Source organism: Scytonema sp. NUACC21, from assembly GCF_054684315.1.
The window spans coordinates 471,060-494,170 of record NZ_BAAFZH010000109.1 but is presented as its reverse complement, the minus strand read 5'-3'; the positions used below and the strand labels follow the sequence as shown (position 1 = coordinate 494,170).

The window sequence follows — 23,111 nt, the reverse complement described above, 5'->3', positions numbered from 1 at the left end:
TCAATTGACTTCAATAGAATAAGCTAATTCTTCAGCAAGTAGTGTCACTAATTCATCTTCGGAAAGCTGTTCAATATCTGCGACGATCGTATCTTGTCGGTCAGTATCAACGGTTTCCGGTTCCAGGACAGAGACTTTGGAGGATTCCCAAGCAAATACGTTCTCAATTAAATAACAGGTTAAAGCTTCAGTATTGGGATAGTCAAAAGCCAAAGTGGAAGGTAAGCGTTGACCTAAGCTCAATTCAAGACGGCTCTTAAACTCAATGGCTGTCAGAGAATCCATCCCCATTTCAAACCAACCCTTATGGACACTCATTTGATTGGCTGCATCTAGGTTAAGTACTTTTGCCACCTCATTGCAAATGAAGTTAGTGAGAATTTTTTGACGATGACCGGGCAAAGCCGTTTCTAATTGACAGACAAGTTCGGGCTTTTGAGCACGTACAGGTTGCAAATGCAGACCGAGCGCTGATACTGCAAGCTGCTGAGTTTCATCAAATATATATAAATCTGCAATGGCTATTTCTCGATCTAAGGTTTCAACCGATCGCAGAATAACATAACTCCAAATGTTCGATCCCGGTTTATGGAGAAATTGGAAGCTATCAATAGTTACAGGAACATAGCCATTGTCAAGAGTAATACGGTTTTTTTGAGTTAGCAAGCTCGTTCCAACAATTTGAAAGCAAGCATCAAGCAGAGCTGGGTGTATGTAGTAATCATCTACTGTCGCTGCCAACTCGGACGGTAGCCGCAGTCGTGCTAAAACCTCCCCATCCCCCTGCCATAGAGTTTCTATTCCTTGGTAAATGTCTTCGTACTGTAAAGTATGCTTGAAATAGCTTTGGTAGAACTCAATGTCAGACACCTTTGGGCAACGTGCCTGAATTTCTGCAAAAGAGATTGTCAGTGGCTGTTGCTCTTTGTTTACTTGAGGTGAGTTACAGAACTCTCCGGTGAAATGTAAAGTCCAAGATGCTTTTCTTTGTTCGACTGCAGTTAGTAAACTGTAGAGTTGGAACTCATATTTTTCTCTACCTGTCGGGGTGAGAATTGATTGGATAACTTTGGTTTCTCCTTTGGGTAAACTCAGATCTTCTTTGAAAGCAATATTTTTTAGAGTTTTTGCCCCTGTGCCAAGGACTTCCATAACTGCAGCCAAATTTATCTCTAATTTAGCTGTTGCTGGCAATACCACTTTACCAGAAGCTGGAAAATCTTTGAGTAAAGAAAGTGAATCCTTTGTTAAATGAGACTCAAATTGAACATTTGAAAGTGCTGAGCGCAGCTTATAACCCAGTAAAGGATGAATTGCTGTCCCTAAATCTATTGCTGGCAAAGCTAGATTTTTTCTAACAGCTTTTTGAGCAGAAGCTGCGGTCATTTGTACCGTGAATGCAGCAGGGGATGATAGTGTTGCAGATATGGGTGCTTGGGCGAGCAAAATATGTTGCCCCAAAACTTCAGCCTCAAAACCAGATTCAGGGAAAGATTCTACCTTGACAAATCCTTGGGATTGAAGCAGCTGTTGCCATTGAGTTACTGAGATAAATGGCTGGTTTTGACGTAATTGTTCATCCTCAATTGGCTGCACAAGAGCCCCAAAAGCCACATCAAACCACAACAGGGGTTGAGTCACCTCCCAAACTAGTAACAGTCCACCGGGAGCGAGGAGAGACTGAAGATTTTGTAGCGTTTGTTCGAGGTTGCGCGTAGCGTGAAGGACATTTGCTGCTACAATTAAATCGTAACAGTGTCTTTCATAACCTTGCTCTTGGGGTGACTGTTCGATATCTAGTAAACTGCACTGAACAAATGGATAGTTGCTAAACTTTTTAGAAGCTTTATTTAAAAATATTGTACTGACATCAGTAAAGGTGTATTTCGTTCGTTGCTCTGGCAAAACTGGTAACAACCATGAGGTTGTTCCACCTGTTCCCGCCCCAATTTCTATTATCCTAAGGTTGGTGTCAGGAGATAAAGTTTTGACAACTGCTTGTAGAACTTCTTTAGCAATAGCATTGTAGTAGCTGGAAAATTGAGTATCTCGATAAAGCTTTTCCATCCTGTCTAAGGAACCATCAGGAAATAGCAAAGCTCTAATCTCTTCTTTACCAGTTAATATTTCTGCTAAATGCTCTCCACAACGCTGGATCAGTTCAACCAGTTCGGGTGTACCTTCCCACTGCTTCTTAACCTCTTTCAGCAAACTTTCGATATTGTTATTATCAAATGGAATGGGTAAAAGGTTCGTAAAATAATCGCCTTCTTTTTGCAACTGCCCATTTTCTACCATCATCTGCAACCACCGGGAAACCAACTGCTGATAGCAGAACCGGATGGAAAATTTCTGCATGAAATCATCAAGGGTATAAGCCTTGCCTTGATGAAAAGCCCCTAAATTCTTGAGTGCTAAATTAATATAAGCAATGCACAAATCGTGCATACACTGGTTCTGCTCAAAGCTAATCGGAAGCCTATATTCTGACACTCCTATGTGGCTTTGGTGGCGACCTGCTTTGACTAAAGAATCCCAAAGGTGTAACGGAGGTTGTAGCTGCGGAGATCTTTCTAAAGTTTCTTCAACCCAGTACCGTTTGTGCTGGAATGGATAGTTTGGTAAGAATGAAACTCGAGAACGGTGATAATCACGGTCGAATTCCAACCAGTTAATGTTAACTCCTTGAGTATAAAGATTGCCTAGACTGTTTAAAAGCTGTTGCCAATCTTCAACATTTTTGCGTAGTGAAGGCAGCCAAGTACCACTTCCTTCCTGAAGGCATTGGCTTCCCATTCCTATAAGAACTGGATTGGGACCAATTTCAATAAAAACTCGTATGTCCAAGTTATGTAATGTTTTTATACCCTGAGCAAACTGCACCGCCTCTCGTGTATGGTGACACCAGTACTCGGGTGTGGCGATCGCTTCTGTTGCAACCTGACCGGTCAAATTTGAAATCAGCGGTATTTGCGGTATGTTATATTTTACCTGACTTGCCACCTGAGCAAAAGCAGCAAGCATGGGCTCAATTGCAGGTGAATGAAAAGCATGTGATACCTTGAGCAATTTACTTTTTATGCCTGTAGTTTCTAGCAGCTGCAACACAGCCTCAACATCAGATCGCATCCCTGAAATCACAGTATTATGTGGACCATTAACCCCAGCGATAGCTACCGTTTTTGCATAAGTAGCGACTACCCCTGCAACTTTGGTTACATCGGCAAACACTGCTGCCATAATGCCGTCTTGTGGCAATGTCTGCATTAATCGTCCCCGTTCAGCAATGAGTTTTAGTGCATCTTCAAGACTAAAAATCCCTGCTACACAAGCAGCCACATATTCTCCCACGCTATGACCCATCACCGCATCAGGAATAATTCCCCAAGAACGCCAAAGCTGGGCTAAAGCGTATTCAAGGGCGAACAATGCTGGCTGTGTATACTCTGTGTTATGCAGTAACTGGGGTGCATCAGGTGCAGGGTAAAGAATCGAGAGCAATGAAGATTTTAAGTAAGGACGCAAAATGCGATCGCACTCATCCAGCACCTTGCGGAAGGTTGGATGAGTTTGGTAAAGCTGCCAACCCATGCGGACATACTGTGAACCCTGCCCGGAAAATAAAAAAGCTATATTTAGGGGTTTTTTGCTTTGTATTTGACCATGAGTCAGTCCACTAGGTTGTTGCCCTGCAGCGTAAAAACTGAGTTTTTCGTGCAATTGCAAGGTAGATTCAGCTACAACAGCCAGACGATGCTCAAAATGCGATCGCCCTGTATTAGCTGTAAAACAAATATCTGCCAGTAATGACTCAGGATGAGATGCTAAAAAATCTCCATAACGTTGCGCCAGTTCTCCAAGAGCATCCTCAGTTTGTGCCGAAAGAGTCAGGAGGTGGACAGGGCGTTCAATGTCATTTTCCTGCAAAACAGGTAAGGGCGCTTCTTCTAGAATGACATGGCAGTTAGTTCCACCAATACCAAAAGAGCTGACTCCAGCCAGACGACGTTCTGTGCCAACAGACCAAGGCACACATTCAGTAGGGATGGAAAAGGGCGTCCCTGCCAAAGAAATATACGGATTAAGCTGTTTGAGATGTAGATTGGGGGGAATTTGCTTGTGTTGTAAAGATAATATAACTTTAATTAAGCCAGCTATCCCCGCAGCAGATTCCAAATGACCAATATTGGTTTTAACCGAACCAATCCAACAAGGTTGGTTTGGCGAACGACCGGGCATCAACTCTGCTTGTAAAGATGCAATCTCAATGGGATCTCCTAAAGGAGTGCCAGTGCCGTGAGTTTCCACATAACTAATCTGTGCAGGTTGCACGTTTGCATTTTCTAGAGCTTGGCGAATGACCGCCTGCTGAGAAAGCCCATTCGGAGCTGTAAGCCCATTGCTCATACCATCTTGGTTAATGGCTGAGCCCTTGACGAGCGCCTGAATTTTGTCCCCATCCCGCAGCGCATCTGAAAGACGTTTGAGGACTACGACACCGCATCCTTCCCCCCTAGCATAACCGTCAGCCTGAGCATCAAAGGCTTTACAGCGACCATCAGCAGACATCATTTTAGCTTGAGAAAGAGCAACTGTTAGCTCTGGAGTCAGGATTAAGTTAACCCCTCCTACAATACAAAGATTGCATTCTAAGCTTTCCAGGCTTTGGCAAGCATAGTGCAATGCGACTAAAGATGAGGAGCAAGCAGTGTCTATCGCGACACTAGGTCCGCGCAGATTCAGTAGATAGGATAAGCGATTGGGTGCAATGCTAAAAGAACTGCCAATCCCGTCATAGGCATTTGCACTTCGTAAATTTTTACGTAAAAGCAGACCATAGTCATAATTGCCAATTCCGATAAACACTCCTGTTTGAGTCCCAGATAGCGTCTCTGGCGATAGCCCAGCATTTTCCAATGCTTCCCATGCTACTTCCATAACCAATCTCTGCTGGGGATCCATTCGCTCCGCCTCCCGAGGAGAAATCCCAAAGAAATTGGCATCGAATTGAGACACTTGTTCCAAAAAGCCACCCCAGCGAGTGTTCATTTTCCCTGGTTTAAGAGGGTCTGGATCGTAAAAGGCATTGATATCCCATCGATCTGATGGCACTTCAGTGATAGCATCTACACCATTCTGTAACAAATGCCAGAAGCTTTTTGGATTGTTGGTTCCGGGAAAACGACAACCAATGCCTACAATTGCTATAGGTTCCAATTTAACACTCCCAATTCTTTATACCTTTGCTCCGAGACATAACTGAAACACTCACAGGATTTACACATTGAGAAGAAAAATCAAGAGTTAAGGCAGGGTGTTAGGCTGTAAAAAACTCTAACGTTTTCACCTCCTTTCACCCAGTCTCAAAAAATAACTTTTATGTGTAAACCCTGTGGGAGTATTTACACCGCGACTTTTGATTCCTCAGTTAAATGATTAGCCAAAACCTCAATAGTTGGGTAGTTAAACAGTAGAGTAGGAGGCAGTTCTTTTTCCAGCCAATCCTCTAAATCACCAATTAAATTGGTTGCATCTAGAGACCCCAAACCATAGCGATCGAAAGGAACCTTAACATCAATTTGATCGGGCTGGCGCTTTAAGAGTTCAGCGAGATAAGAAACCAACCAAGCTTGAACCTCTGCTGTTTTGGGAAGTGCCCCATTAGAATGGCCATTCTTTCCATGACCGTTATTGTTATTATCCTGCTGAGTTGCAACCTTCCTATCCTTTCGAGGCAATTCAGCCACTAGCTTGCTATACCGTTGCATTGCTTCCGCACGGCTTATTCCTTGAAGTTGTTTCCATGCATGCCATTGAATATATTTTCGTGCATGCAAAATTGGATCGGGCTCCTCTTCTGAGCAATCACCCATCGTCGCTTGTTGATACAAACTTTCAATTTCTATTTGTTGCTTGCCCTTGGGTAGATCCACATGACCAAAACGCACTAAGTTTGTCATGGTTTGAAATTCAACTTCTGTGTTATCTAAATCATTCCATTCTCTCACACAGTTAATCCCATAATCATCACGCCCTGAGACAAGAATACAGAAATGCCTTTGGATGTTATGAAAATTTTCATCAATGAAATCACCCTGCAAACGATGTGGATAAATCTTTACCTTCGGATGTATGTAACGTGCGTTAATAGCCAAACGACGTTGGTTAGATTTATTGGGAGGAGAACAATGCATAACTCGCTCAGTGAAGATAATGACTTGCCCTGCCTTTGCTGGTACTGCCTCTACTTCCCATTCACTTTCATTAAAATCAAAGACTTGTGAGTACGGCTTCCGCCCCTGCCAAACCATTTTATGGACTTTTACGCCTGCAAACATTCCTTCTTCAGCAGGAACCTGCAAACGGTCAAATTTCTTTTTATGAGTGCCGTTGGCAAAATGTACACAACCGTTCGCAAGGGTAGCATCGTCTAAAGCGACCCATACTGTTAAATTCAAAAAATCTTTTTCTTCAGTATAGACTAACGTCTGCTTTTGGTCGTCGTATCCAGTTGGATTATAAGAATCGTAAACTTGATGCCATTTTATTTGACCTTCACCTGGCATTTTACAAAAGACATTTGTACGCCAAAAAAGTAGATCGGGTTCACCCAATTGATTTAACGCCCGAATTAAATTTGGGTTTTGAAACATTTCCGCAATAGGTTTGTGAAATAGATGAAGATCCCGAGATGTACTAATGTTCATGACATTGTTGTAGAACATGAGCATTGGTTGCTCATCTACTTCTTTAAGAATACTATTAAACTCCAGACATTCTTTCACAGATTGAATTTCTGCTTCAGAAAAGAGATTGAGAGGACCAACCCATCCTTTTTCTTCAAAATGCTTGACTTGTCCTTTAGTAAGTGGATACATATTTTGCCTCTTGTTCAGTTAATGCTGGGATTGTTAACGTTTCTTAGTTGTCAGTTTTATTGTTTGTGAGTTTAAGTTACCCACTATAAAACTGCTCGTTGTTCGCAGATTTTAAGGGAATCAGCCTCCACTGATACCAACATTTTGCGAGACTGCTTCTTTTGGGAATTTTTGCTTTGCATTCATGGGAATCACCAGATCTAAATTTCCATTTAAAAACTTAGCTTGACACTCGCGACGTTGAAGTTTACCACTGGAAGTTTTGGGAACACTTCCAGGCTTAACTAATACAACGGCATAAATAGGTAAATCGTATTGTGCTGCTACTGCCTGACGAATATTTCCAATGACTTCATCCATATCTAGATTTTGCAGATAGCTTCGTTCCACCTCCTGAACAACTACCAATTTCTCTTCGTTCTCTATCTCTACTGCAAAGGCTACACCACAACCAGGTCGTAACGCCGGATGGCTTTTCTCTACTGTCAGTTCAATATCTTGGGGATAATAATTGCGACCCCAGATAATCACTACATCCTTAAGTCGTCCCGTAACGAACAACTCGCCATCTTTCAAGAATCCTAAATCGCCTGTACGCAAAAATGGTCCTTCACCTGTCTCTGCTAAGTAAGCTTGAAAAGTGTGTTTTGTCTCCTGAGGTTTTTTCCAGTAACCTTGAGCAACACTAGAACCTGATACCCAAATCTCTCCAATTTCCGCAGATGTACATTTAGTTAAGGATTCAGGATGAACAATAACGATTGTAGTGTCAATTTCGCTACGTCCACACCCAACTAAAATTTGCGCTTTCTGTTCATGTGAATTCACCTCCTCTACGCGATTCTCTAATAGTGCATCTGTCTGAACATTGCAGAAAGTTGGCGTGTCTTGTTGTCGTACAGCAGCTACTTTTAAAGTAGCTTCAGCAAGACCATAACCAGGACAGAAGGCAGTTAAATTAAAACCACAAGGTTTGAATATTTCAGCAAAGCGTTTAAGGACAGAAGCTCTAATTGGTTCTGCACCATTTAAAGCCATGCGCCAGCTGCTCAGGTTTAGATTTGCTCTTTGTTCCGGCGTAATCTTACGCAAACAAAGCTCATAGGCAAAGTTAGGAGCACCACTATGAGTAATTTTGTACTTAGAAATTGCTTCTAGCCAACGCACTGGTTTTTTGAGAAAGGACATGGGTGGCATCATGTAGCAAGGACATTGTTTGTACAAAGGCTCAAGAACTCCGTATATCAGCCCCATATCATGGAAAGTAGGCAACCAAGTGAGGATAATGCTGTCTGGAGTATGCTGCCATCCCAAATCGAGGTCCAAACAATTGCGTAGCAAATTGCCGTGGCTTACCATGACTCCCTTTGGTGTCCCTGTTGAACCTGACGTATATTGGAGAAAAGCGAGGGTATCACTGCTCAGCACTGGTTCTTGCCACGAATTGGCCAAGTCAATGTTAATTCCATCGGTAGCTAACCAGTTTAAGTTGTTTAAATCTGAGCCTAAAGAAAACTCATCTTTCAGGCTCGTCAAGACCGATGTAGTCGTGAGGGCAAAAGTTGCTTGGGCATCTGCAACAATTGCTTGGAGCCTGGATATCGATCGATTGGGCTGAGGGGGATAAACAGGAACGGCTATAACTCCAGCGTATAGACATCCAAAGAAAGCTGCAATGAATTCTAGCCCCGGTGGGTAGAGTAACAAAGCCCGTTCGCCTATGGAACTAAAGGATTGAAGATAGGCAGCGATCGCTCTTGCGTGACGATCTAACTGTTGATAAGTCAGGCTCCCTGCTTCTTTTACCCCATCTTGTAAAAATGTGTAAGCAACTTGATTAGCACTGTTTAGATTTCTGTTCCGCAGGACAGATACTAACGTAGAAAAACTTTTTTCATTCATTGCAGTCCAGTAACTCCAGTTAACACTTGTATCAAGTGCATAAAAGTTCGTTTTTGAACTCGAATTCCCGATACGCACAACAAGCTAGTTGCCTAAGACATTTAGTCACACCCTCCAATACTGGTCTTAGAGGTCTAGAGTATTAACTCTAAGGTATAACACTGCTTTAGGCTTATGTATCTCTAAATCTGTTCAAAACTCTCTAATTTGTGGTGAGCAAGTATGCGTGCTATGGCAGTTATAGAACAAAGGAAGCACAGCAATATCTGCTATGACCGCAAGTAAAAATTAACTAAAAGGGTAATAACTTCTCACTCTCTACCTTTTACTGAAACTCATCTTAAAAAAGTTTGGCTTCATTTATTGGAAGGTAGAGTCTTGAGTATCTTTAGCATGGATGCTAAGTTAATACTTAACTTTAATTTTATTATAAAATAATTATAAAGATATTACACATTTTAGTCAATCCTCCTTGTCAAATTTACAAAGTTTTTAATTTTTGGTAACGGAACGGATACTTACCGAGATACCCTATACCCCACATCCTTTTTTAACTTTGCCTGTTAGCTACTTGATTACAGGGGGCAGTTGCCTTAACTGTTCGCGAATAACCTGCAATACATCTTCCATGACTGATGGTAACTGATTCATGACTGTTCCTTTTTCGCGATCGACTGCCAATACCGTCAGCTGTGCTGTGACGTAAGTCTTGCTTCCCTCCAAAGACAAAATTTTATAACTCCAATCAAGCCTTACCCCACGTAATTTTGGTTTCATAAGGGTCTTGACAACAGCTACCATCCCCATCCGCATAGGTTGATGATAGCGAATTGATAGTTCGACAACGTGCAAATCACAGTTTAAGGCATTCAAATTGGCACAATCTATTCCAATAGAAGATAAATACTCTACCCGAGCCTCTTCCATCCATGCAAGGTAAGAACCATGCCAAACTATACCAGCATAATCCGTGTGATGAGGTTGAACTTTAACAGGATATTCAAACCAATTCTCATTTGTAGCTTGAGGTAGTTCTTGAACAGCGGAAATTAGCTTGTATTGAGGTTGCATGAACAATTTTGAATCCTAATTATTGCAATTTTAAGAGACTTGTTTGAGACAATATGAGATGGCATGGCAAAGCCGTGAGGGCGGTTCTCAATTAGCGGTGGGTTCAAACCTTCACTAATTGCACCTTCTGCCCTCAGCAAAGCTGCTTCCTGCCTTTTTTGTTGACTGGCAAACCGCTATATTTGCTCAACACTAAGTCAGTTGGCGACAAAAAACCAAACTATGTAACGAAAAGTAGAATCTCTGCATTCGGCTCGTAGTTGCGCTTTGGCTGATGCTTCGGGTTGCCGCAGGTTATACTTGCAGGGCTTTACGCGCACAGCGAAGACAGCGCAACTACAAATTAGCAATCAGTATTTGCGCCAACTTACTTATTATTAGAGCAATCTTCTGGTAATTAAACCACAGTCGTAGGGTCACGGCGACCTTCCTGACAATTAGGTGTAATTCACGCTCGGGAAAACTGCTATATCTTGCACCTAGGTCAAAAACCGGGTATTTAAAAATGGTGACACTAGAAAAGCTTAATTTATCGTTTATAAACCCGATTGTTTAGGTCTTATTGACAAAGGTACAAGATGTGAAAATCCCTAAATGCCTTGCCTCCAGCAAATCTGCCTTCTTCAACTTGCGATATGCTAAGGGGATGGCACTTTACTTTTTTCAAAGACTTGTCTGGCAATCACCATCGCGTTTACCACTCTTGGAAAACCGACCCAAATGACGCATTGCAAAATGGTTTCAATAATTTCATCTTCAGAAAAACCCAGCTTGAGTGCGTTTTTAATCTGTAAGCTTAATTGCAACTCTGTATGCCCTAGGGTTACTAACGCACCCAGAGTGACAAGGTGGCGCTGCTTCAAATCAAGATGTGGTCTTGAATATACGTCCCCAAAGGCAAATTCAACTAACCATTTTTTCAGATCCGGTGAAAGAGCATCTGCCTGATTTAACAAAACAGTAGCTTCCTGCTCAGACACTCCATACACTTGAAGCGCAGTCTGCCAACCTCGCTGGTAGCGTTCAGAATATTCCATATTGCACATTCCCTGACAATCTAAGAGACTAGTATACCATCTGCAACTTTAAGTTAGGGGACATTAATTAGTTTTTTACCCTAACTTTTCCATTAGAAAATTTAATCATCTAATTAATTGGCAGCATCTTCCCTCAAGACTGTTCCCTACGATACTTCACACCTAATTTTGAACCAAGAGCAATGAGCCAAAGGATATCTAATACCTTATGAGTCACTGCCATCTCCAATTCATGAAACTTCATAATTGAGCTAATTGAATTTCAAGGGTATTGATTAACGTATTGAGCATTCGCTCATAACTCGTATCAAGTGACCGTGGTAGCGTAAATATGTCAGCCTTTTCCGCTTGGATAAAACCATAGAATGCAGCGTGAAGCATCCGAATCACGTCAATCAAGTCGTCTTGATCAAACCCATATGACTTGAGAGCCATCGTGTAAAATGCCAGCATTTCTTGAACGATGCGATCGAAGTCTGGGTCAGTTGACTCGAACTTAGTTTGTGTCATCACGGTATGTAATATAGGATGGACACGTGCAAATTCCCGAATGGCATGACCAATTGCGTAAATCAAAGCTCTTGGATTTTCCATGCCTTCAGTACGTTGTTTGCACAAAGCAATGAACCGCTGCCAAATCTCCAAAGCCACTGCTCGACGTAGCGCAGCATTGCCATTGAGATGCTTGTAGATAGATGGTGGCTGAATTCCCAAGGAACGAGCAACCCGATTGACACCAAGTGCAGATTCACCTTCAGCTTCAAGGCAGGCAATCGCTGCTTCGACAATGTCTTTTGGCGTTAATGTCTTTTCTTTGACTGGACGACCCATAACAAGACAAAAAGATGCATAGTTCTATATTAACCTAACTTAATTTATTTAAGTTAAGATTGGCGCGTGTCAAAGATTTACTCTTTCTCAAACTCCTAAAATTCTTAATCACACTTAATATTTTCTTGATAACCAAAACTTGGTTATAAAAATTCACTGCTTGAAGACTGAAGATGGCACCTTTCGATACCCGAAGAATACCTAAGCTAAAAATCGCCGAGGCAAGAGTGGACGCAGAGGAGAGAAACACAGAGATCATGGATAACCTTATAATGGAACGACAGTCAATACCGAGCCAACAAGAATTTTCAAGAATCTTGTTTTGCAAAAAGCTTATTGGGGTTGGGTTAAGGCTGTTCTTTTCTCCCTTTTCCTTGAACAAAGTAGTATTGCAACGGGAGTCATTGCAAATAATTTATTTATTACGTTTCAATATAAAATCTTATCTAAGTTGTGTCAGTTAGTAAAAGTTATTAGAAAGTTATATTTTTCGCTATTTCCTACTTTATACTAGAGTTTGGACTAAAAGTCGGTAATCGCCATTCAAATAGTCTAAACTTACTAAAATGCAAATCTATAGGTATTAAAACGGAAGAATACCAGTTAATGGAACGGGTAAGAAAACAACGATTGCGTCAAGCATGATTTTGGAGAGCGAATTCATCTGGACGTTCAATTTACCTGTAGAAGGCTAGGCTCGAAGGTTTTAGGAATGCAAAGGCGCTTTTGGCTCGCAAGAGATGCGATCGCAATTCGTCAACAACAGAGTCAAAGCATTATAACTAGTTAGTAACTGACAAAATATTTAGAATTCATTAAGATTCTTGATAGAAGAACAAACAACCTGACTGCAAAATTGTTTAGTATTTTGCAATAATCCCGAATTATGACGACTACTCTACAGAAATGCGGGTATTGTCAAACTTGTAACGATTGGTCTAAACCATTTTTTGCTTGTCACATACTATAAGTAACATACAAAAAATGACTGGCAGAACTTTTTTTGATTTCCTATCAACTCGATCGATCCTTTCTTCCAATCCTTATTAATGACAACTAACATCAATCTTTTCTCTCCAGTACAGCTTGGGCCTTACACATTACCAAATCGAATTGTGATGGCTCCACTAACCCGGAATCGAGCTGGCATTAGAAATACTCCTGGCTTATTGAACGCAACCTACTATGCTCAACGAGTTTCCGCAGGGCTAATAATTACTGAAGCTACACAAGTATCACCTCAAGGAGTTGGTTATCCCAACACTCCTGGTATTCATTCCGAAGAACAAATTGCCTGTTGGCGACTCGTTACAGATGCTGTCCATGCTCGTGGAGGACACATATTTTTACAACTTTGGCATGCGGGAAGGATTTCTCACCCATCTTTGCAATTAGATGGAGGATTACCCGTTGCTCCTTCTGCGATCGCACCAAAAGGTGAAATTATGACTTCTGAGGGTCTACAACCCTTTGTAACACCCCATCCTTTAAAGACAGAAGACATTTCAGGAATTGTGGAGCAATTTCGGCAGGCGGCTAAAAATGCTATGAATGCTGGATTTGATGGCATTGAGATTCATAGCGCAACTGGTTATTTGTTAGATCAATTTATTCAAGATAACTCTAATCAACGAACAGATCGATATGGAGGTTCAATTGAGAATCGTGCCCGACTCTTGCTTGAAGTAACCGAAGCTGTAACAAGCATCTGGGGTAGAAATCGGATAGGTATTCGTTTGTCGCCCAATAGCACTTACAACGATATGCACGACTCCGATCCTGTAGCTACATTTAACTATATAGCTCATGCTCTCAATCATTTTGATGTGGCTTATCTTCATATTGTTGAACCTATTATTGAAAATGGTGTTCCCTTTTTTGACAACGGAAGTGGTCTACGGGTTGGTCACTTTCGGAAAATATTCCAGGGAACATTAATTTCAGGAGGTGGCTACGATCGCGCAAAAGGAGATACCACATTAGCCAAGGGGGATGCCGATCTGATATCCTACGGCAGGCTCTTTATTGCTAATCCCGACTTGCCCGAGCGTTTTGCTAAGAATTCTCAATTAAACAAGCCAGACCCCTCAACATTTTATGGTGGAGGAGAGGTTGGCTACATTGATTATCCCAGCCTTGAGCAGGTATTGTCAATTTAAAGCATTTGTCTATACTGATACTGTTAGCAGCAAAGTAGAGCAATTGCTAGCAGAGGTAGGGTATGGGGAACCAAACTATAGCCCCAACTACAATTTAAGGTTTTCAGCAGTTCGCCAACAGTGTCTTCGCTACTTTTAACCTACTCTCACCTTGAAGACTACAAAAGGAAGCTTCATAATGCCATCTGCGACTGTCAGAACGAGTTTTATAGACCGTACAGGACTTAAAACAATCCCCTCTGTTCACACATACAATCCTTTAGGCAGTACCTTCGCTTTTCAGCGCGATCCTTTAGGTTTTCTCTCAAAAATCGTTCACCAGTACGGCGATATAGTCCAGTTTCGCCTACTTACAATACCCATGATTGTCATTAACCACCCTGAGTATTTCAAGCACGTCTTGGTAGACAACAATCAAAACTACGACAAAGATGCTTTTCTTTTTCGGGTGGTCAGACCAGTTCTTAGAAATGGTCTGATTGGTAATCCTGGAGGTGAAAGCTGGAGAAGACAGCGCCGACTTATGCAACCAGCCTTCCATCGTCAAAGTATTGCTGAGTTTGGGAAGAACATGACCAGCAAGACCCTAGAAATGCTACAACGTTGGGAACAAAAAGTAGATCGAGGTCAGATTATCAATGTAACAGATGAGATGGGGAATCTCGCGTTACAGATAGTGAACAAATCTCTCTTTAGCGTAGACGTTGGTGACAAAGCACGTACATTCGAGCAGGCATTTACAGAAGCAAACAGTATTCTTGGTGCGTTTGCTCGTTTTCCATTCCCACCCCTGAGTGTACCGACACCGTCTCATCGTCGGCTATGGGCAGCAATACGAAGTTTAGATGAGTTTGTTTCCCTTGTCATTCACCACCGTCTTCAAAGCAAAGAAAACTATAGTGATTTGCTTTCCATGCTGATGCACGCCTCTGATGAGGAGACGGGAGAGGGTATGAGCATCGAACAACTGCATCATGAGGTCTTGAACATAATGGTGGGGGCATATGAAACAACAACTAACACACTTTCATGGGTGTGGTATCTCCTGGCTCAACATCATCATGTGGAACAGCGTCTCCATACTGAACTCGATACCGTGCTGGCGGGTCGCGTCCCAACGATAGACGATCTTCCATACCTCCCCTACACTCGAATGGTCATTGACGAAACCCTACGACTTTACTCACCCGCTTGGCAAACCATGCGTCGAGCGCGAGAGGAGGATAACATCAATGGGTATCGTATACCTGCAAATGCTATCATTTTCTTAAACCACCATACGTTACACCGACATCCAGATTTTTGGAACCATCCTGAACGGTTTGATCCAGAGCGTTTCTGTCCCGAACAAGTTTCCAAGCGTCCCCGTTACACCTATATTCCCTTCGGCAGTGGACCTCGCACCTGCATTGGTAACAATTTTGCACTAACAGAAATCCAATTGATCCTTTCGACGATAGCACAACGCTATCGTCTAGTACTGCCTTCTGGATATCCTCCAGTAGAGAAATTGGCATTGATCTCGTTGCATCCAAAGAATGGGGTTCGTATGAGATTAGAGCACAGATGCGATAAAAGCAAATGCATAGCATAAGTAAGTCAGGGCAAATAATTATTACTGGTTTGTAGTTGCGATGCATAGGCTGTTCGCGTACAACCCTACGGGCATAGCCTGCGGCAACGCATAGCGTCAGCTTTAGCACAACTACGAGCCGAATACAAGGATTTGACTTTTCGTTACATAGTTTGGTTTTTTCTCACCGATTTACTGACCTAAAGCAACTTGTTACGAGCTTACAATAGAACATCATGGAGCCAATCATAATACCTCCAATCTTCTGCCCTTTTACACCACAAATCAATCCTTACCTTGAAGCAGCCCAACTGCACTTGGACAACTGGGTGCAACACTTCGGTTTAGTGCAATCTTTCTCTGCACGACAACGTTTTATGCAAGCCAACTTTGCTTGGTTTGCTGCTTCTACTTACCCAAGTGCAGACCTTGACAATCTTGCCCTGGTAAGTGATTGGTTGGCATGGTTATTCCTTATTGATGACCAGTTGGACGATGGAACCGCCGGGAGACAATTAGAGCAGGTACGGGAAGTCTTGGCTGAACTCCTCTGTGTCTTAGATTACACAGGCACATCCTTTAGTCTTTCGCCACCTTTTGCACGCAGTTCCATCGCCATCGCATCACTTACTGATTTATGTCAGCGAACGTTCTCACAATCTACACCAATCTGGCGTCAGCGCTTTTTTCGTCATGTTAGTGATTGCTTTGCCTCTGCCTGCTGGGAAGCACAAAACCGCGTTCAAGGTATCATTCCAAACAAGATTCTATACATTAAACAAAGGCGGCATACAGGAGCCATTTACATATGTTTGGATTTGATCGAAATAGTTGAGCATATTGATCTACCCTTATATGTTTACAACAGTCAAGTATTCCAGCAGACTTTAGAAGCGACAAGTAATGTAGTATGCTGGTGCAATGATATTTACTCTTTGGAAAAAGAAAAATCTCTTAACGAACATCATAATCTAGTGTTAGTGCTACAAAATGATTGCCATTTCACGCAGCAAGAAGCCCTCCACTGTGTTAGCGAGCTAATCTCTACAGAAGTTCGACGGTTTTTGAACCTGGAACAACAGGTGCTGGAACTCTTTCCCATGCATACTCAGGATTTACAAAAGTATTTAGCTGGCATGAAATCCTGGATGCGTGGTAATCTTGACTGGTCAAGTGAAACCAAACGCTATAACCATTTAGAGAACATAGTACAAGCTGAGACAGTAAGTTATCTCGAGAAGATTTTGAAGACAGCCCCTGTCGATTCACGTATAATATAGCAGAGTCTAGGTAAGCGAGGTACACGAAGGGACTTCCAAAACAAGGGCAGCAGTTACTGACCGCGAGCACTTCTCTTTCCCTGCCTTTCCCTAACAGTAAACATTTACTCCCACCCAGTCAATTAGGCTTTTCTACAAAAAAAAAATAGAGAAACTTATGGAATCTTAAGTAAATAATATATTTTTATTTAGTAGAATAAAAATATGTCTCAAATTTTGTGACAAAAACTTCTGTGAACCACTGTTAGTAGTAAGTCTGTACCATAATTTATCTTCCTTCAGCATAGTAGACGAGGATACTTCTGCCTTTCTTCCTAACACAGGCTTATTTTTTCTAACTTGTTACAACTCGCTGCGGGTAAAAACTATGCCATTGAATTGCATCTTGTATCAGTGTATCTACAGTTGGATAGGTCAGGGCATCAACAGCGATACTCTATCTCTTAATCAGCTTAGAAATATAGAGTTAGGTGTGTTGGCAGCAATTGATATAGTTAGTATAATTATACTATTCAAACAATTAATGCCTTATAAGAAGGCTAAATCAAAATTTTCCCACAATCAAACACCTCAAGTAAGTCACGAAACTCAGCAGTGCTTGCATGAGATGGAATTCTTGATGGTTAGACAGACAAATAGGCTAGAATACGCTATTAATCTACTCCAAATTCAATTGAGCAACCAATTACAGGCAAAAGAATCTTTCTTGTGTTTTTGCAAGGCAGTTGAAGACCTCAGTGAGGCAATTTGCGTTACAGATGCCGATGGTTTTGTCACTGATATCAACAAAGCTTTTTTACCATTATTTAGGTACTCAATAGACGAGTTAAATGCCACCGGAGGTCTATTCAGTTGGGTTGGGGCTACTGAAGCTGGAGAAGAAATTTGCAACCTTATACTTAATGGGTATACCTGGCTGGGTCAGGTAGAAATGTGTGTTGACAATGATGAACTAATTGAAGTTGAACTTCACGCTTTGCCCGTTGAGAATTCAGTCGCTCAAATAATAGGAGTAGTTTTTATTTTTATTGATTTAAACGAGAACAAGCCAGTAGAAATAGCAGAAAAACAAAGTGAAAAACGTTTTAACATAGCTTAGCTCTACTTGAGGCTTCACTAAGTACAAGCACACTGGCAGCATAAGGCAAATCAAGCGTCACAGCCTCTGTGGATCGAAGCAGCTAGTGTCAAGTGTTTTTTCCTTTGAGCTAGAAGGAGAGACTACTTTTTGAATATTCCACTCTTTTTTATTAAATACAGTCTTTAAGCACTCTGGATAGGGGTAGCTTTTAATGGTACGAATGGGATTTAAAACTTGAACCTTCAGGTAAATCCGGTCATACTCCATTTCTAAGCCCAATGGCGTTAAAATCTTTTTGTTACCGTCTTTTTTATGGATCAGTGTATACGTATGACCGGGTAGCAAAGGCATTGGTCCCAAGTATTCAGATTTGTGGTGTCCATCTTCTCGCCATCGTAGATATGCATAATATTTATGCTTAATTTTTTTTAATTCAAAATGTTTACTGGATGGCTCATCTAGTTCCTCGGTATCTTCTGTTCCGTCAAGCTGATTGACGATCAATGCCTGCTCAGCCTCGAGCTTCATAACTTCCAACAGAGCGGGGCTTAACATACCAGCCAGCTCTTTAATCAAAAGTAACTGTCGTTTTGAATCAAGTTGTTTTACTAGTTTTGCTATCTGTTCTGGATTTACTGAGTTTTGAGGATTGGACATTGGAGTAGTTGTTGTCAGTACAGCTTCCTCGAAAAATGAGAACGCAAGTGACTACAGTAATTACAAAATAATGGTTGGATTAACTTTTATACTATAACATTTGGCTTAACTATAAAGATATTTTAAGGGACACCACAATATTTATATTATCCTAAATTTTTTAACCTTTCTTGCTTAAAGCAAGCCTACTGTACCCATACCCAACAGTAAGTGGGTTTACTGACAATGTGAATATTTCATGACTTTCTTATGAAATCTTCGTCTCTAACGTAAGGACGCAGGTAAGAAGTAAGTAAATCTCGAATTTGCTTCAAAAGCTCTTGGCGGTAGGGTTCCTCACTCTGTAGGGCAACAAACATTAAAGTATTAAAACATTGTATGCAGACGTTTGCTAACAAGTCGCATTTTTCAGAAGTTAAGGCAGGATTCCACAATTTTAGTGCATTTGACAAAGGTTTGACAAATTCTTGAGTAAAACTGGAGTTCACCCATCGAAACATTTTTGGATTAGCAAAATATTGCATAAATATAATCCTTGGGACAGGACGTTCCAAAAATTGGATATATCCGTCAAGCATTTGTTCAATGAATTGTTCTAAAGAAAGTTGAGCAGAAACTTTTGTAAACAGAGATCTACCTAATGCACGTCCTTGCTCAATATACAACACCTCTAAGGCGGAGAAAATTGCTAATTTATCTGGAAAAAATTGATAGAGTGAACCAATCGCTGTTTTAGCACGAGCAGCTATCATATGAGTTGTTGCTGCTTCGTAACCAACTTCCATAAAAACTTCAGCTGCTGCATCCAGAATCCGGTCAACACCTTGCTTGCTACGCTTTTGCTTTGGTAGGCGACGTAAGAATGAAACTTTGCAGGACATATTTTATATATCTTCAAGTCGATTTAACAAATCCGGACGTTAGTACTTTACTTTATGAATATACTTCTTATAACTGACGTACACGCAGCGATCGCCTCTTTTGACAGTTAAATTATCAACATGGTTTTTTAATAACCCTTCTTAAAAAATAATGATTTTTGTATAGTTTGTCAGTTACTATCTAGTTATATTTTGTTGGAAAGCCAAAAAAGCTCACGGTAACCTGTCATATCAAATCCGGTTGTATCGGAACTCTTTCTCTTTCGTGTCTCTTGTCAGTTTTTTTACTATTGAGATGCAACCGGAAACGATATAACAAACTGTTTACAGCCTTTAGCTAAACATCTAACTTTTTAATAACTGACAAAGCTTAGCTAATATTCTATTGTTAAATTATGTTGCTTGTTGAAGTTAGCGAGCAACTTCAAACTTGCAGTATACCCAAAGTAACTGTAAGGTTGAGGTCATGTTTTTATGTAGTGCAATTGAATTAGCGCTCTTTTTAAGAGCGCTATTTATTATTTCTGTTGACGTTACAGCAAATTCTAACAACGTCAAACTACCGCTATAATTAGGTTATAGACGTTATCAACGACACAATGACTGGAAATGGGGGAACGTTACAAAAATTTCGCTTTGTACATTTTAGAAATCGCCTTTCATTTACCCCTGACTTTTTTGAAGGAGAGGAGTTCTTGATGGCTCACTTAAAAACTCAATCACTGACTGGTTGAACTCGTCAGGATATTCCAAATAACACCAATGCCCACACCGCTCGAACAATTGTAGTTTGGCAAAAGCAATGTTTTGTGCTGCAATGGACGCATAGGCAACGGGAATAAGCTTATCCTGCTTACCCCAAATTACAAGTGTTGGTACTTGAATTTCCGATAAACGTTCAACGATAGAACGTAAAAATTCTGAATTGATTCCCCAAAAGCTTGAGGTAGTGCGAAAGGTTCGCAGTTGAAATTGCAGGACTTCCAGTGATAAATTTCGATACACCAAGTTAATAAATTCATCATTCAGAAATGGCTCTGGGTTGTAGGCACATTGACGAATAAAAAATCTTGCTGTAGCAAGACTTGGACGATTCAGTGCTTCACCAATACCTGGAATTGATGTAAGCCGTGCGGTAAATGCTACTTTTTTACCTAAGCCGGCACTACCTACAAGAATTAATTTATTTACCCTTTCCGGAAAAGCCAGGGTTAACTTGAGTGCAATAGCACCGCCTGCTGATGCCCCAATCAACGAAGCTTGCGGTATCCCAACCGCATTCATAAAGCTAATGGTAAATCGGCTTAAATCATCATAAGTGTAAGTTCGAGCGGGTTTATCTGACTTGCCCGAACCTACCAAATCCAAGGCGTAGACACGATGCTGCTTTGCGAGAGCAAACACGTTCTTATACCAGTAATCGATTGCCCCGCCAGCCCCATGAATCAATACAAGGGGTGTTCCTTGTTCGCCAACTTGCCAGTAACGAGTTTTTATACCGTCTACGCTGATATATTGGTCAGTTGGTGTTTGCATTTTTACTTACCTCTAGGTTGCCGAATATGGCTGATTGCTGCTACAAGTGCATCAATAATTACTTCGTAACTAGCATCGGTGGAACGCTCCAACGTTAGTAATCCTGACAGTTCTGCTGCAACGAAGCCGTAAAAGGCTGCATGCAACATCCGTATTGTGTCTATCATTTCATCGCGGCTTAAGTCATAGGGTTTGAGTGCGCGTTCATAAAAGTTCAATATTTTCTCCACAATCGGTGCAAAATCTGGGTCAGATGGCTGCAATTGCACCTGAATCATAACGGCATACAGCGCTGGATGCGATCGCGCAAAATTTCGTGCTGCGTGCAGTAGGGCACGCAGCATGGCAAGGGGTTCATTGAGTTCTGTTGTCTGCTGATGACACAGTGTAAGAAACCGCTGCCAAATTTCCAGTGCCACGGCTCGCCGCAATGCTGGATTACCATCAAGGTGCTTGTAAATCGAAGGTGGTTTAATCCCCAAGGAGCGTGCAACACGATTAACACCAAGAGCACACTCACCTTCTTTTTCGAGGCAAACAATTGCAGCTTGAACAATGTCCTGCTTGGTCAGAGAATTTTCTTTAAGCGGACGACCCATAATTGGGAAGATTTTAGCTAACAGTATTAATTAAAAGCTATTCATATTAGCTTTGTCAAGAATTATAGCGATTCCCAAATCAGTAAGGGCGCATTGCCTTGCGCCCTCACAATTAGATGTACTTTTTAACGACAAACTGTTTTGTAACAAAAGGAAAAACAAACCGGAAATCCAGCCGATAGATCCTCAAAGGACTTCAGAAGTCGAAAAAGCGCTCTTTAAAAGAGCGCTTTGACTGGTTATCGGTCAGTGACTATACAGAGGTTAACCGATTATTGAAGTTTAAATTTAACCACCTTACCCATTGATAGCAGGAGCAGTTAAAGCAACAGGTACAACATCGCCTGACGCCAAATCTAGAGGGAAGTTGTGAGCATTACGTTCGTGCATCACTTCCATACCCAAATTAGCACGATTCAGGATATCTGCCCAAGTACCAATCACACGCCCTTGAGAGTCAAGTACTGACTGGTTAAAGTTGAAGCCGTTGAGGTTAAACGCCATTGTGCTGATACCTAAAGCAGTGAACCAGATTCCAATTACAGGCAAAGCACCTAAAAAGAAGTGCAAACCACGGCTGTTTCGCCAGGAAGCATACTGGAATATCAGGCGACCATAGTAAGCATGAACAGCCATGATGTTGTAAGTTTCCTGTTCTTGACCGAACTTATAGCCGTTGTTGGCTGATTCATTATCAGTCGTTTCCCGAATAAGCGCAGAGGTTACGAAGGAACCGTGCATAGCACAAGCAAAGGCACCTCCGAATACACCAACAACTCCTAACTGATGGAACGGATGCATCAGGATATTGTGCTCAGCTTGGAACACCAGCATAAAGTTAAATGTACCGGAAATACCCAAAGGCATACCATCTGAGAAAGAACCTTGACCGATGGGGTATATCAAAAAGACAGCAGTAGCCGCAGCAACAGGAGCGCTAAATGCTACGCAAATCCAAGGACGCATACCTAAGCGATAAGACAATTCCCACTCACGACCGAGGTAACAAAATACCCCAATCAAAAAGTGAAAAATTACCAGCTGGTATGGGCCACCATTGTACAACCACTCATCTAAAGAAGCGGCTTCCCAAATGGGGTAAAAGTGCAAACCGATGGCGTTGGAGGAAGGCACAACTGCACCGGAGATGATGTTGTTGCCGTAAATTAAAGAACCTGCAACAGGCTCGCGGATACCATCAATGTCTACTGGAGGAGCAGCGACAAAGGCGATAATGAAGCATATGGTTGCAGACAGGAGGGTGGGAATCATCAATACACCGAACCAGCCAATGTATAAGCGATTTTCAGTGCTGGTGATCCATTTGCAAAGCTGTTCCCACAGATTGGCGCTTTCGCGTCTCTGTAAAGTGGTAGTCATGATTTCAATGATTTCAGTAATATGTATTGTGTTATGAGGTTGTTAGTTGCAAGTTGTGTAACAACCTTTAATGACATATTACTGATTGTTTTTAAGTTTTGTCAGTTATTATAAAGTTATAACTAAAAGTTAGTAACTAATTGCTATATTGTGGAAACCTTAGAAAAGCAAAGTATTTTTCATAACTCCCTGTAGTTCTCTAAAAACTCTTGTGTAAGACAAACGCAAGTAGACTTAACTAAATGT

At 41.5% G+C, this 23,111-nt stretch carries 15 protein-coding genes; 4 read left to right on the top strand and 11 right to left on the bottom strand.

Annotation, left to right across the window (positions count from 1 at the left end):
* The 6 genes from ACYRY3_RS44295 to ACYRY3_RS44270 all read right to left on the bottom strand — a co-directional run bounded on the left by ACYRY3_RS44295 (window position 1) and on the right by ACYRY3_RS44270 (window position 11,719).
* Window positions 1-5,217, bottom strand: a complete 5,217-nt coding sequence (locus ACYRY3_RS44295; RefSeq protein ID WP_460208210.1) for a beta-ketoacyl synthase N-terminal-like domain-containing protein — start codon at window positions 5,215-5,217, stop codon at window positions 1-3.
* A gap of 185 nt (window positions 5,218-5,402) precedes the next feature.
* Entirely contained in the window at window positions 5,403-6,878 is a 1,476-nt protein-coding gene (locus ACYRY3_RS44290) for an acyl-CoA-binding protein (protein ID WP_460208208.1), read from the bottom strand.
* A 120-nt stretch (window positions 6,879-6,998) separates the two neighbouring features.
* Window positions 6,999-8,780 carry a fatty acyl-AMP ligase gene (locus tag ACYRY3_RS44285; protein WP_460208207.1) on the bottom strand — a complete coding sequence of 594 codons (1,782 nt, stop codon included), beginning with the start codon at window positions 8,778-8,780 and terminating at the stop codon, window positions 6,999-7,001.
* A gap of 567 nt (window positions 8,781-9,347) precedes the next feature.
* Window positions 9,348-9,851 carry an acyl-CoA thioesterase gene (locus ACYRY3_RS44280; protein ID WP_460208206.1) on the bottom strand — a complete coding sequence of 168 codons (504 nt, stop codon included), beginning with the start codon at window positions 9,849-9,851 and terminating at the stop codon, window positions 9,348-9,350.
* A 638-nt stretch (window positions 9,852-10,489) separates the two neighbouring features.
* Window positions 10,490-10,888 (bottom strand): carboxymuconolactone decarboxylase family protein, encoded by a 399-nt coding sequence (locus ACYRY3_RS44275; RefSeq protein WP_460208205.1) that lies wholly within the window; start codon window positions 10,886-10,888, stop codon window positions 10,490-10,492.
* Window positions 10,889-11,128: 240 nt separating this feature from the next.
* Window positions 11,129-11,719 (bottom strand): TetR/AcrR family transcriptional regulator, encoded by a 591-nt coding sequence (locus ACYRY3_RS44270; protein WP_460208204.1) that lies wholly within the window; start codon window positions 11,717-11,719, stop codon window positions 11,129-11,131.
* Window positions 11,720-12,768: 1,049 nt separating this feature from the next.
* On the opposite strand from ACYRY3_RS44270, the gene ACYRY3_RS44265 reads away from it, so the two are divergent.
* From ACYRY3_RS44265 to ACYRY3_RS44250, 4 genes are all read left to right on the top strand, one after another.
* On the top strand, window positions 12,769-13,878 hold the full coding sequence (locus ACYRY3_RS44265) for an alkene reductase (RefSeq protein ID WP_460208203.1): 1,110 nt from the start codon (window positions 12,769-12,771) through the stop codon (window positions 13,876-13,878).
* Window positions 13,879-14,056: 178 nt separating this feature from the next.
* Complete coding sequence (locus ACYRY3_RS44260) at window positions 14,057-15,472, top strand: cytochrome P450 (protein ID WP_460208202.1); 1,416 nt, start codon at window positions 14,057-14,059, stop codon at window positions 15,470-15,472.
* Window positions 15,473-15,687: 215 nt separating this feature from the next.
* Window positions 15,688-16,731 (top strand): terpene synthase family protein, encoded by a 1,044-nt coding sequence (locus ACYRY3_RS44255; RefSeq protein WP_460208201.1) that lies wholly within the window; start codon window positions 15,688-15,690, stop codon window positions 16,729-16,731.
* Window positions 16,732-17,098: 367 nt separating this feature from the next.
* Window positions 17,099-17,830 (top strand): PAS domain-containing protein, encoded by a 732-nt coding sequence (locus ACYRY3_RS44250; protein ID WP_460208199.1) that lies wholly within the window; start codon window positions 17,099-17,101, stop codon window positions 17,828-17,830.
* Window positions 17,831-17,887: 57 nt separating this feature from the next.
* Here ACYRY3_RS44250 and ACYRY3_RS44245 read toward each other — a convergent pair whose 3' ends face one another.
* The 5 genes from ACYRY3_RS44245 to psbA form a co-directional block, all read right to left on the bottom strand.
* Window positions 17,888-18,469, bottom strand: coding sequence for a hypothetical protein (locus ACYRY3_RS44245; RefSeq protein WP_460208198.1), 582 nt, complete (start codon window positions 18,467-18,469; stop codon window positions 17,888-17,890).
* 236 nt (window positions 18,470-18,705) lie between these two features.
* Window positions 18,706-19,350: a TetR family transcriptional regulator gene (locus tag ACYRY3_RS44240; RefSeq protein ID WP_460208196.1), complete on the bottom strand. Its 645-nt coding sequence runs from the start codon at window positions 19,348-19,350 to the stop codon at window positions 18,706-18,708.
* Window positions 19,351-20,013: 663 nt separating this feature from the next.
* Complete coding sequence (locus tag ACYRY3_RS44235) at window positions 20,014-20,886, bottom strand: alpha/beta fold hydrolase (protein WP_460208195.1); 873 nt, start codon at window positions 20,884-20,886, stop codon at window positions 20,014-20,016.
* A 2-nt stretch (window positions 20,887-20,888) separates the two neighbouring features.
* The gene (locus tag ACYRY3_RS44230) at window positions 20,889-21,485 is read right to left on the bottom strand and encodes a TetR-like C-terminal domain-containing protein (protein WP_460208194.1); all 597 of its coding nucleotides are present in this window, start codon (window positions 21,483-21,485) and stop codon (window positions 20,889-20,891) included.
* Between the two features lie 297 nt (window positions 21,486-21,782).
* Window positions 21,783-22,865 carry a photosystem II q(b) protein gene (gene psbA / locus ACYRY3_RS44225; RefSeq protein ID WP_460208193.1) on the bottom strand — a complete coding sequence of 361 codons (1,083 nt, stop codon included), beginning with the start codon at window positions 22,863-22,865 and terminating at the stop codon, window positions 21,783-21,785.
* Window positions 22,866-23,111: the final 246 nt, after the last annotated feature.